Genomic DNA, 11843 nt, shown 5'->3' with positions numbered 1-11843 from the left:
GCCCCGGCGGAGCACTTCTCCGTGATTCAGGGGTCCGGCGGATCCGTGAATGCGTCGACCCGGCAGGACTACACTGAATATTATCAATGCGCCCCGGAATCCGCGCTTGAAAGAATGCTGTTCCTGGAATCCGACCGCATGTACGCACCGAAATTCACGGAGCAGAATCTGCGGACCCAGCTCGGTGTGGTCAGGGAGGAGATCCGGCGCAACATCCTCGACCGCCCGTTCGGGGGGTTTCCGTGGATCGACCTCCCCGCCGTGATGTACCGGGATTTCTCGAACGCGCACAACGGGTACGGCGACCTCGGCGACCTCGCCCGCGCCACGGTCGCGGACTGCGCCGCCTTCTTCGACGCCCACTACACGCCGTCGAACGCGGTGCTCACCGTCGTCGCCGACCTGTCCGAGGAGTGCGTCGCCGGCATGGTGGAGCGCCACTTCGGCCCCATCCCCGCGCGGGACCGCGCCGCCGAGCCGGACCTGGCCGAGCCGCCGCCGCACACCCCCCTGTTCCACGATGCGGTGGAGGAACGGACGCGGCTGTACGCCACCGCCGTCGGCCTCCGCCTGCCGCCTTTCCGTACCGACCCGCTCGGCTACGCGGCGCACGTGGTCCTCGCGGGCATGCTCACCGGAACCGCACCGGGCGGACTCGCCGCTGCCGCCGCCCGGCAGCGGGTGCCCCTGTCAGCGGTGAAGGTGCAGTGCGGCTTCTTCGGCCCCTTCGACGCACGCGCTCCGGAGCCGCTGGTCGTCACGCTCCACCACGACGGCCACGACCCTCGCCACCTGGCCGCGTTCGTCCACCGGGAGCTGGCCGCGCTGGCCTGCGCAGGACCACGGACCGATCACCTGGACCGAGCCGTACGGCGGCTGCGCACGGGATGGGCACGACGCCACGCAGACCCCCTCCAGCACGCCCGCAGCCTGGGTGCCTTCACCCTGCTGCACGCCCGGCCCGCCCTCGTCGCCGAGGTACCCGCTCTGCTGGCGCGGGTCGACGCGGCCGACGTCGCCGTGGCCGCCGCCCGTCTCATGGCCCAGGCCCCCGCGGTGCTGACCGTGGGCCCCGAACGACGAGGAGGGACCGCATGACCCGGACCCCTGCCGCGCTGCCGGCGCGGGACCGATACCGCAGCGCCGCGGACCTGGCGGCCGTCGAGCCCAGACCGCTGCCCCCACTGGGCTCCGACGAGCGGGTCGGCCTGCCCGCCCCCGTGTGGCGTTCACTGCCCTGCGGCCTGCGCGCCGTGGCCGTCCACGACCCTCACGCCGCGACGGTGGAGGTCCAGCTCCTGCTTCCGTACACACCCGCGACGCAGCGGGAGTCGGCGCTGGCGGACCTGTTGGCCGACGCGGTGCTCCGAGGCGCGGAGCACGAGCTTCGCGCCGGCCGCACGGCGGAGTGGTTCATCGTCACCGCCCACGCGCCCTCCGACGAACTCGCAGGTCTGCTCCAGGACCTCACCCTCGCCTTCACCGGGGGGAGCACACCCGGGGATCCGGTGGCACGCGCCCGTGCCCGGCTGGCCCGGCGCGCCCACGCGGCGAACGCCCATCCCGCCACGACAGCCCGCGACGCGCTCCAGCGCATGCGGTTCGGGCCCCTCGGCTGCTTCGCCGGCCTGCCCGCGCCGGACGCGATCGCCGCCCTCACCACGGCGGACGTCGAAGCCGCCCGTCGCGAGATGCTGCGCCTTCACGGGGCGCACCTGGTGATCGTCGGCGACATCGCCTCCGAGAGGGCCATGGACCTGGCGGAGGAGGCGTTCGCCGAGTGCCCCACCGGCGAAGGCACGCAGGCCGCCGCACCGTCTGCCCCCGCGGCGGGCGGCCCGCCGGCCCGGAAGACCGTCCACCGCCCCGGAGCGCTCCAGTCGCACTTCCTCATGGCCTTCCCGGCCGAGGCCCCCGCACACGACGACTATCCGGCCCTGGCCCTCGCCCACACGGTGTTCGCCGGTTACTTCTCCTCCCGCCTCGTGCTCCGCATCCGAGAGGGGCTGGGACTGACCTGCCATGTGGCGTCGTCCTTCGACCGGACGCTCGGCACCCACGGCATCCTCCTCGAAGGCTCCTGCGCCACGGCGGACACGGAGACGGTGCTGGCCGAGGTCGGCGACGAGTGGGCCGGGACGGCCACCCGTCCGTTCACCCCGTCCGAGGTCGAGAACGCGCGGCGCCACCAGCTCGGAATGCTGGCCGCCCTCCGGGCGTCCCCCGCCGCCCTGGCCCAGTTCCTCTCGACGCTGTGCTGCTGGGACATCCCGCTCGACTGGACGGACCACTACGCCACGCACCTGCGGACCGTGTCCCGGGCCCGGGTGGCCGAAGCCGCCCGCACCTACCTGAGCCCCGGCCCCACGGCATCCGTGGTGGTCGGCGACGCCACCGTCCTCACCCCCGAGCTCCGCGGAGACGAACCCCGATGAGCCGTTCCGAGCCCTCCAACCCCTTCGCCGCACCCGCGCCGACGCTCGGCATGGAGCGCCTGCTGCTGGTGGGCACCGGCGCCCTGCACGCCTGGCAGCTCCCCACCTGGGTCAGCTGGCTGCGCCTGACCTACCCGGACCTCGCCCTGCGGACCGTCGTCACCCGCAGTGCGGAGCGGTTCGTCACACGGCCGGCCCTCGACGCCCTCAGCGGATCGGAGACGCTTGTCGACGAGTGGCCGGCCGGCGGCAGCGCCCGAGCCGTCCACGTCGAACTCGCCCAGTGGGCGGACGCGGTGCTCGTCTACCCGGCCACCGTGAACTTCATCAGCCGCTACGCCGCCGGCATCACGGACACGCCCGTGCTCCTCGCCCTGCAGTGCCTCCAGGCCCCCGTGGCCGTCGCCCCCTGCCTGCCGCCCGGTGCCGACCGGAGCGAGACGGTCCGCGAGCACCTCGCCACGCTCGCGGCCCGGAGCAATGTCGTGGTCGCACCCACCACGGCAGCGCTGAGCGTCACGACGGGGCGCCACGACGCCCAGGTCCCGCCCCCGCTCCCCGCAGTGATCGAGAGGCTGGAGGCCAAGCGGACGGCGCTGCGGGCCGAGGCGGCATGAGCGGGGAAGAGCACAGCGCCCCCCTGCACGACATGCGTACGGGCAGACTGCGCACACGTGTCTACCGTGCCGGCGAGCAGTACCTCTGGCGCCGCGACGTCCTGACCGGCGACTCGGCGCCCAGCGGCGCCCTCCCACCGCTCCCCGCCGGTGTCGGCCTGGCGGAAGCCGAGTACAGGGGGGACGGCACGTACGAGTACCGCGCCCCCGGTGGCCTGTCCCTCGGCCACCGCATCTGGCCCCCGGCCGCCCGGACAGGACCTCCCGAACCGCTCGTCCGGGCCATGCGCACCGTGGGCCGTGCCCTGCGCGCCCTTCACGCCCGGGGTCCCGTCCTGCCGGTCCCGGCCCTCCCGCCACCCCCGATCAGCCGCCTGTCCCGTTGGCTGCGCTCCACCGACGACCACGCGCACCGCAGGCTCACGGCCGTGCTGGGGCCGTCCCGGGTCGAGGAGCTGGCGGCCTGGTGCGACGCCCTGACGGACACGGCCTCCGCACGGCCCGCCCTGCTGCACGGCGAACCCTCGGTGGGGGTGATCGTGCCGTCGCCCGACCCGTCGGGCACCGTCCTCCTGACCGGTGAATCCCTCACCCACGGCCCAGCGGCCTTCGACCTCGGATGGCTGCTCGGCGAGCTGGCCGAAATGGCCCGACTGGCCGATCCCGCCCACACCCCGCTGCTCGTGGACCTGGCCGCCGCGCTGCTCGCCGGCCACGGCCCTCTCGACTCCGGCTCCGCCCTGCTGCCCCTCGCCGCAGGACTGCGCAGCGTCGTCCACGTCTCGGACTACGCGACGTACGTCGGCTGGAACGACGGGCTGGAGCACTGCATCGCCCTCCTCCCGGACCTCGTGGACACCGCGGGGCATGCTGCTCTGGACGCCGTGGGCGTACGGACGCCGGCCCCCGGCGGGTAGGGACCGGGCCCGCCCGTGGGCAGGCGGGCCTTGCGGCGGTGGGGGACGATTGCGGAGGATGCCCCGTGGGGACCGGGGCCCCCGTGCCGGTAACGGCAGGGGCGGACCGCTACCCGGAGTACACAACAGGAGACAGCGATGTCCCACGAGGCTCACGAGCCGGAGACCCCGCATCTCGACTTCGAGGGAACGACCCCTTACGAGGACTACGTCAAGGCCGACGTCCTCACCCACCTCCAGCACACCCTCTCCGACGATCCCGGAGAGATGGTCTTCCTGGTCACCACCCAGGTGATGGAGCTGTGGTTCACCGTCATCGTCCACGAGTGGGAGACGGCGGCGCAGGCGCTGCGGGGCGACGACGTGCCGACCGCGATCGACGCGCTGAAGCGGTCCGTGCGGGAGCTGGAGGCGCTGAACGCCTCCTGGAAGCCGCTGAGCGGCCTCACCCCGGCGCAGTTCAACGCCTACCGGGGCGCCCTCGGGGAGGGCTCCGGCTTCCAGTCGGCGATGTACCGGCGCCTGGAGTTCCTGCTCGGCGAGAAGTCCGCGTCCATGCTGGTCCCGCACCGGGGCGCGCCGCGCGCGCACGCCGAGCTGGAGAAGGCGCTGCACGAACCGAGCCTGTACGACGAGGTGCTGCGGCTGCTCGCCCGGCGCGGGCACGCCGTCCCCCAGGACGTGCTGCGACGCGACGTGTCACAGCGGTACGAGCCGTCGCCGGAGGTGGAGGCGGTCTGGGCGGCCGTCTACTCGGGTGACGAGCGCGACGAGGTCGCCCGTCTGGGCGAGGCGCTGACCGATGTCGCCGAGCTGGTGTGGCGCTGGCGCAACGACCACCTGGTCGCCACCCGCCGCGCGATGGGCGCCAAGGCCGGCACGGGCGGCTCGGCCGGGGTGGCCTGGCTGGAGAAGCGGGCCCGCAAGAACGTGTTCCCCGAGCTGTGGACGGCGCGATCCCATGTCTGAGCTGACCCCGAAGGCCGAGAAGCTGGACGGCGCCGACGAACTGGCCGCCAAGCGCGCCGAGTTCGTGCTCGACGGCCCCGACGGCGCGGTGTACCTGGACGGCAACTCGCTGGGCGCCCTGCCCGCCGCCGTCCCCGGCCGGATCGAGGACGTCGTCCGCCGGCAGTGGGGCGAGCTGCGCATCCGGTCCTGGACGGAGGGCGGCTGGTGGACGGCGCCGGAGCGGATCGGCGACCGGATCGCCCCGCTGGTCGGCGCGGCGCCCGGGCAGGTCGTGGTCGGCGACTCGACCAGCGTCAACGTGTTCAAGGCGCTGGTGGGCGCGGTGCGGCTGGCGCGGTCGGCCGATGCCGGGCGGGACGAGATCGTGGTCGACGCGACCACGTTCCCCACCGACGGCTACATCGCCGGGTCGGCGGCCCGGATGACCGGCTGCACCCTGCGCCCGGTCCCCCCGTCCGAGGTCCCGGGCGTGCTCGGCGACCGCACGGCGGCGGTGCTGCTCAACCACGTCGACTACCGCACCGGCCGGCTGCACGACCTGCCGTCGCTCACGGCGGCCGTGCACGCGGCGGGGGCGTACGTCGTCTGGGACCTGTGCCACAGCGCGGGCGCGCTGCCGGTCGGGCTGGACGAGCACGGCGTGGACCTGGCGGTCGGCTGCACCTACAAGTACCTGAACGGCGGCCCCGGCGCACCGGCGTTCCTCTATGTGCGCGCGGACCTGCAGGACCGGTTCGACTCCCCGCTGCCCGGCTGGAACTCCCACGCCGAGCCCTTCGGCATGCGCCCGGACTACGAGCCGGCGGCGGGCGCGGTGCGCGGGCGGGTCGGCACCCCGGACATCCTCTCCATGCTCGCCCTGGAGGCGGCGCTGGAGGTCTGGGACGGCGTGACGGTCGACGCGGTGCGGTCCAAGTCCCTCGCGCTGACGGACTTCTTCCTGGAGTGCGTCGAGGAGTACGTCCCGAAGGGCCGGGTCGCGTGCCTGACCCCGCGGGCGCACGGGGAGCGGGGCAGCCAGGTCGCCCTGCGCTGCCCGGACGCCGGGGACGTGATGAAGCGGCTGATCGAACGCGGGGTGGTCGGCGACTTCCGCCACCCGGACGTGCTCCGCTTCGGCTTCACCCCGCTGTACGTCGGCTTCGCGGACGTGGAGCGCGCGGCACGGGTGCTGGCGGAGGTGCTGGCCGAGGTCCTGGCGGAGGCCGGGGACTGAGGCCGTGCCGCCGGACCGGTGACGTGCGTCCCGGCCCACGCCGCGTTCGCCGCGGCGTGGGCCGTGCCGTCGGCGGAGGCGTTCACCGAGCGTGATATCCCCATGTCCACGCCGATCATCGTCCTGATACCGTCCCGGCCAACGGCCGAATTCTTCCCTGGTCCGCCAAGTACGTTTGATCGCTGAGAGGTTGGAGCATGACGGACGACGTCGCAGCAGCCCGGGCCGCCGCCGAGGAGGAGTCGGCCCTCTCCCACCCGCCGGTCGACCCCGACGCGACCGCGGCCTACGGCGACGACCCGGACCAGCTGATCGACTTCTACGCCCCGCGCGGCACGGGCGGTCCCGGCGGACCCGCGCCCGTGGTCGCCGTCCTGCACGGCGGTGCCTGGCGCGCCCCCTGCGACCGGCGCCACATCAGCCCGTTCGCCGCGTTCCTGGCCCGCCGGGGCTTCGCCGTGGCCAGCGTCGAGTACCGGCGCGGCGCGGGGGAGACGGGCGGCGGTGACCCGGTCGCGGGGCGCTGGCCCGACACCTTCGACGACGTCGCCGCCGCGCTGGACGCCCTGCCCGAGCTGGTCCGGCAACACCTTCCGCAGGCCGACCCGCGCCGCGTGGTCGTCACCGGCCACTCCGCCGGCGGTCACCTGGCGCTGTGGGGCGCCGCCCGGCACCTCCTGCCCGCCGACGCCCCCTGGCGCACGGACCGCCCCGCGCCCCTGCGGGGTGTGGTCGCCCTCGCCCCGATCGCCGACTTCGCGGTCGCCGACAAGCTGGACGTGTGCGGCGGCGCGGCACGCCAACTGCTGGGCGGTGACGACGGGTTCGTCGAGCGCCGGCCGTACGCCGACCCCGCGCTGCTGCTGCCCACCGGTATCGCCACCACCCTCGTCCAGGGCCGTACCGACATCGACGTCCCGCTGCCGGTGGCCGAGGCGTACGCGGACGCGGCGGCGAAGGCCGGCGAGGTGGTGGGGCTGACGCTGCTGGAGGACGTCGGCCACTTCCCGCTGATCGACCCGGCGGCGGACGCCTGCGCGGTGGTGGCGGAGGAGATCGCCCAACTCGCCTGGTGACACGCCTCCCAGGGGGCGCCCCGGTCACACCCGTCATACCTGAGAGCTACTCCGCGGGTGAGTCCCCCGGCGGGACGCGGGTTACCCGCGCCGCTCCGTAACTTCCCTTTCCGGCAAGCCCGATGGCCGGGCGGAGGGGGAGGCGGGACGACCATGGGACTGCGGCACGGGCCGGGGGCGAGGACGGGGGCGGCGGGGCACGGCGGGGGCGCGGCCGGCGCGTCGGCGCCCGCCGGCGGGAGCGGACCGGCGCAAGGGCCCCGGGCACACGGACGGTCCGGGCACCGCGCCGCTCCCGTGACCGGCGCCCCGCCGACGGCGGCCGCCCCGGTGGCCGAACGATGGGTGAGAGGAAGGAGGGTGCGCCGACGGCCGGTGGGCCGGTGGCGGCGCACCGCCCTCGCCGTGCTCATCGCCTCGGCCGTGGCCGTGCCCGTGGCCGGAGCGGCCCGGCCGCGCACCCCCGCCCCGGCACCGGCCACGCCCGTCCCGCCGACCGCGGCCACCCTCGACGCGATCTACGCGGCCCACCGCGCAGGCGCCGGGGAAGCGGCCCGGACGGCCGCCGCCCACGGGGACCGGCGGCGTGCGGCGGCCGACCGCGCGCTGGCCGACCCCTCCCGGCAGCTCCTGGCCTTCGACGGCCGCGGCCCCGGACGGGTCACCGAGGTCCTCGGCGACCTCGCCCGCGCCGACCGCGTCGCCGTCCTGGTCCCCGGCTCCGACACCGGCCTCGACACCTACGGCCGGTTCCGTGCCGCCGCCGTCGCCCTGCACGAACGCCTCACCCTCCCCCGCCCCCGGCTCCGCTCGAGCGGGGGGACCCCCATGGCGCCGGCGGGCACCCGGACGGCGGTGGTCGCCTGGCTCGGCTACGAGACCCCCGGCACGATCGGCACCGCGGTCGCCACCACGGACCGGGCGGAACGCGCGGCCCCCGGACTGCGCTCGCTCGTGGCGGACCTGCGCACCGTCACGGGACAGCGGTCCCGCATCTCCCTCCTCTGCCACTCCTACGGCTCCGTCGTCTGCGCCCGTGCCGCCGCCGGCCTGGACGTCGACGACATCGTCCTCGTCGGCAGCCCCGGCACCGGCGCCGACACCGCCGCCGACCTGCGCACCCGCGCCCGGATCTGGGCGGCCCGGGGCGCCGGCGACTGGGTGGAGCACGTCCCGCACCTCAGCGCCGAACTCCTCGGCACCACGGTCGGCTTCGGCACCGACCCCGTCTCCCCGGACTTCGGCGCCCGCGTCTTCGCGGCCGGCGACGGCGGCCACAGCGACTACTTCGCCCCCGGCTCCACCTCCCTGGCCAACCTGACCCGGATCGTCCTGGGCGAGACCGAGGCGGTGACCCATGAGTGACCCGGCCCTGCGGAGTCTCCCCCGCGGTCTGCGGGACGGCGTACGGCGCGGCGCCGGGCGCGTCGACGCGGCCACCCCGGACCACCGCGACCGCGCCGTGGACGCCCTGCGCGCCGTCGCCATCCTCGGGGTCGTCCTGGGCCACTGGCTGGTCACCGCGCTGGTCGCGGACGGCCGCACCCTGCGCACGGCCAGCCCGCTGCAGCACATGCCCTGGCTGGCCCCCGTCTCCTGGCTGTTCCAGACCCTCGCCGTGTTCTTCCTGGTCGGCGGCCACGTGGCGACCCGCTCCCACGCCTCGGCCCGCGCCCGCGGCGTCCCGTACCGCCACTGGCTGCGCGGCCGGCTCGCCCGGCTGTTCCGGCCGGTCGCCGCCGTCCTCGGCCTGTGGACGGCCGTCACGGTCGCGCTCCTGCTCTCCGGCGCCGAGTACGCGACCGTCCGCACGCTGGTGAAGCTGGCCCTGTCCCCGCTGTGGTTCCTGCTGGTCTTCGCCGCCCTCACGGCCGCGACCCCGCTGCTGACCCGGCTGCACCCGCTGTGGCCGCTGGCCGTCGTCCTCCACGTGGACCTGCTGCGCTTCGGCCTCGGCGCCCCCGACGGGCTCGGCCTGCTGAACCTGGCGGCCGGCTGGCTGGTGCCGTACGCCCTGGGCGCCGCCTGGACCCGGGGCGAGCTGGAGCGCCGCCGCCCGGCCTGGGTCCTGTTCCTCGGCGGTACGGCGGCCACGGCCGCGCTCGTCGCCGGGGCCGGCTACCCGGCCTCCATGGTCGGCGTCCCGGGCGCCGGGGTCTCCAACCTCGACCCGCCGACGCTGGCCGCCGTCACCTTCGGCCTCGCCCAGTGCGGGCTCGCGCTGCTGCTGCGGGAGCGGCTGCGGGGCGCGATGCGCCGGCCGGTCGCGTGGGCGGCGGTGGCGCTGGTCAACCTCTCCGCGATGACGGTCTTCCTCTGGCACCAGACGGCCCTCATGGCGGTCACCGCCACCGGTCTGCTCGCCGGCCCCCTCCCCGGCCTGCACACCGTCCCCGACGGCCTCGGCTGGGTCGCCGCCCGGCTGGCCTGGCTGCCGGTGCTCGCCCTCGCCCTCGCGGTCTGCTGGGCGGCCTTCCGGTCCCGGGAGCGGGGCGGCGGACGGCGCGGGCGGCGGTCCCGGGCGGTGCGGGCGCACCGGTCGTCGGACCGGGGCACGGCGAAGGGGGTACGGCATGTCTAGGCTGAGCCGCGTGGCGGACAAGGGGGTGGAGCTCGTCCTGCGGTGGCTGCGGGTGCTGCGGGACGACCTGTGGACCTGGCGGACGGACCCGTTGCCGCCGTCGGTGTGGCTGCGCTGGGTGCCGCACGGGTTCGTGTGCCTGGCCGCGTTCGGGGTGCTGCTCGGTGACGCGGACCAGCTCGACGACCACGGCGGATTCGACGGCGGGACCGCCTTCCTGATCGCTCTCGCCGAGGCCGGCGCGATGGTGCTCGCGCTGTGGCGGCCGCTCCCGGCGTGGTGGCTGTCGCTCGCGACCACGGTGGTCGGGGCGATGGCGGTGCGCGCCCGGATGGTCCCCGGCGCGTACGAGTTCACCTGGCCCTGGACCTCGGCCGGGCTGATCGCCCACCTGTTCGTCCTGCTGCTGCTCGCCCTGCGGGTCCGCACCCGCGTCTCGGTCGAGGCCCTGGCCCTGACCGCGCTGGTCACCTATGCCGTCCAGGGGCTGATAGGCGGGCGGAACTACCTGCCCACCGGACAGCTCGCCGTCACCCTGTTCGCCGTCGTCGTCGTCCTCGGCACCGCCCTGCGCGGCCGCCGCGAGGCCCGCGCGGAGCTGGTGCAGCAGACCACGCTCACCGCCGAGGAGCGGGCCCGGCGCACGCTGCTGGAGGAACGCAGCCGCATCGCACGGGAGTTGCACGACGTGGTCGCCCACCACATGTCGGTGATCTCCATCCAGGCCCAGGTCGCCCCGCACCTGGTGCAGGACCCGACGGACGAACTCAAGGAGAACCTCGCGGGCATCCGCCAGAACGCCGTCGAGGCCCTGACCGAACTGCGCCGCGTGCTGGACGTCCTGCGCTCCGAACACCCCGCCGCCGACGAACGCGAGGACGTTTCCGGGACCTCCGGCACCGCACCGCACGCGCCCCAGCCCACCCTGGACCGGCTCCGGGCACTGGTGGAGAACACCCGGGCCGCCGGACTGACCGTGACCACCGGGATCACCGGTGAGCGGCGGCCCCTGCCGCCCGGCGTGGAGCTGTCGGCGTACCGGATCGTGCAGGAGGCGCTGAGCAACGTGCTGCGTCACGCCCCCGGCGCCACCGCCCACGTCGCCCTCGCCTACCACCCGCACGAGCTGCGCGTGGAGGTGGTCAACACCCGGCCCACGCGCGAGGCGCCGCCGTCCCCCGGAGCCGGACACGGGCTGCTCGGCATGCGGGAACGGGCCGTGATGCTCGGCGGCGACCTCACCGCCCGCCCCTGGGCCGGCGGCTACAAGGTCTCCGCCCGCCTCCCGGTCGGCTCCCGCCCCGGGGCCGCCGCCGGTCCCACCCTCCACTCCAAGGACGGCACCGCATGATCCGCGTACTGATCGCCGACGACCAGCAGATGGTCCGGCAGGGCTTCACCGTGCTGCTCGACCTGCAGCCCGGCATCGAGGTGGTCGGTCAGGCGGTGGACGGACTCGACGCGGTCGCGCAGGTCGCCGAACTCGCCCCGGACGTCGTCCTGATGGACATCCGCATGCCCGAACTCGGCGGCATCGAGGCCACCCGGCGCATCACCGCCGCCACCCCGCACGTCCGGGTGCTGGTGCTGACCACCTTCGACCTCGACGAGTACGTGTACGAGGCGCTGCGCGCCGGGGCCTCCGGCTTCCTGCTGAAGGACGCGTCGGCCGATCAGCTCGCCGAGGCGGTCCGGGTGGTGGCCGCCGGGGACGCGCTGCTCGCGCCCGGGATCACCCGGCGGCTGATCGCCGAGTTCTCCCGTCTGGACCCGGCGCCCCGCTCGCCGCTGAAGGAGCGCGTCGGCGGCCTCACCGAGCGCGAGACGGAGGTGCTCGCGCTGATCGCGCGGGGCCTGTCCAACGCGGAGATCGCGGTGCGGCTGGTGGTGGCCGAGCAGACCGTGAAGACGCACGTCGGCCGGATCCTGGTGAAGCTGGGGCTGCGGGACCGCACCCAGGCGGCGGTGTTCGCGTACGAGTCGGGACTGGTCCGTCCCTCGGGGTACTGAGGGGCCCCGGCGCGGCCCG

Annotated in this window: 11 protein-coding genes; all 11 read left to right on the top strand. The window is 75.3% G+C overall.

Annotated features, from left to right (window positions below; genetic code table 11):
- The first annotated feature begins 114 nt into the window (after positions 1-114).
- The 11 genes from RIM90_RS04725 to RIM90_RS04675 all read left to right on the top strand — a co-directional run bounded on the left by RIM90_RS04725 (position 115) and on the right by RIM90_RS04675 (position 11824).
- The gene (locus RIM90_RS04725; protein WP_375165398.1) at positions 115-1098 is read left to right on the top strand and encodes a M16 family metallopeptidase; all 984 of its coding nucleotides are present in this window, start codon (positions 115-117) and stop codon (positions 1096-1098) included.
- Positions 1095-2435 carry an insulinase family protein gene (locus tag RIM90_RS04720; RefSeq protein ID WP_309059261.1) on the top strand — a complete coding sequence of 447 codons (1341 nt, stop codon included), beginning with the start codon at positions 1095-1097 and terminating at the stop codon, positions 2433-2435. The genes RIM90_RS04725 and RIM90_RS04720 overlap by 4 nt, the downstream gene beginning before the upstream one ends.
- Positions 2432-3052 carry a flavoprotein gene (locus RIM90_RS04715; protein WP_309059260.1) on the top strand — a complete coding sequence of 207 codons (621 nt, stop codon included), beginning with the start codon at positions 2432-2434 and terminating at the stop codon, positions 3050-3052. The genes RIM90_RS04720 and RIM90_RS04715 overlap by 4 nt, the downstream gene beginning before the upstream one ends.
- Complete coding sequence (locus RIM90_RS04710; protein ID WP_309059259.1) at positions 3049-3969, top strand: hypothetical protein; 921 nt, start codon at positions 3049-3051, stop codon at positions 3967-3969. The genes RIM90_RS04715 and RIM90_RS04710 overlap by 4 nt, the downstream gene beginning before the upstream one ends.
- 138 nt (positions 3970-4107) lie before the next feature.
- Complete coding sequence (locus tag RIM90_RS04705) at positions 4108-4938, top strand: tryptophan 2,3-dioxygenase family protein (protein WP_309059258.1); 831 nt, start codon at positions 4108-4110, stop codon at positions 4936-4938.
- A complete protein-coding gene (kynU, locus tag RIM90_RS04700; RefSeq protein ID WP_309059257.1) occupies positions 4931-6157 on the top strand; it encodes a kynureninase in 1227 nt (408 codons plus the stop codon). The genes RIM90_RS04705 and kynU overlap by 8 nt, the downstream gene beginning before the upstream one ends.
- A 197-nt stretch (positions 6158-6354) precedes the next feature.
- Positions 6355-7233 carry an alpha/beta hydrolase gene (locus RIM90_RS04695; protein WP_309059256.1) on the top strand — a complete coding sequence of 293 codons (879 nt, stop codon included), beginning with the start codon at positions 6355-6357 and terminating at the stop codon, positions 7231-7233.
- A 360-nt stretch (positions 7234-7593) separates the two neighbouring features.
- Positions 7594-8598 carry an alpha/beta hydrolase gene (locus tag RIM90_RS04690; protein ID WP_309059255.1) on the top strand — a complete coding sequence of 335 codons (1005 nt, stop codon included), beginning with the start codon at positions 7594-7596 and terminating at the stop codon, positions 8596-8598.
- Positions 8591-9814, top strand: a complete 1224-nt coding sequence (locus RIM90_RS04685) for an acyltransferase (protein WP_309059254.1) — start codon at positions 8591-8593, stop codon at positions 9812-9814. The genes RIM90_RS04690 and RIM90_RS04685 overlap by 8 nt, the downstream gene beginning before the upstream one ends.
- On the top strand, positions 9807-11165 hold the full coding sequence (locus tag RIM90_RS04680) for a sensor histidine kinase (RefSeq protein ID WP_309059253.1): 1359 nt from the start codon (positions 9807-9809) through the stop codon (positions 11163-11165). Before RIM90_RS04685 ends, RIM90_RS04680 begins: the two co-directional genes overlap by 8 nt.
- Positions 11162-11824: a response regulator transcription factor gene (locus RIM90_RS04675; protein WP_309059252.1), complete on the top strand. Its 663-nt coding sequence runs from the start codon at positions 11162-11164 to the stop codon at positions 11822-11824. Before RIM90_RS04680 ends, RIM90_RS04675 begins: the two co-directional genes overlap by 4 nt.
- Positions 11825-11843 lie beyond the last annotated feature (19 nt).

Origin of the sequence: Streptomyces sp., from assembly GCF_031181555.1 — a bacterium.
In the GTDB taxonomy this organism is placed as follows: Bacteria; Actinomycetota; Actinomycetes; order Streptomycetales; family Streptomycetaceae; genus Streptomyces; species Streptomyces fimbriatus.
Note: the sequence above shows the minus strand (reverse complement) of the source record. Positions and strands in the feature narration are given on the sequence as shown.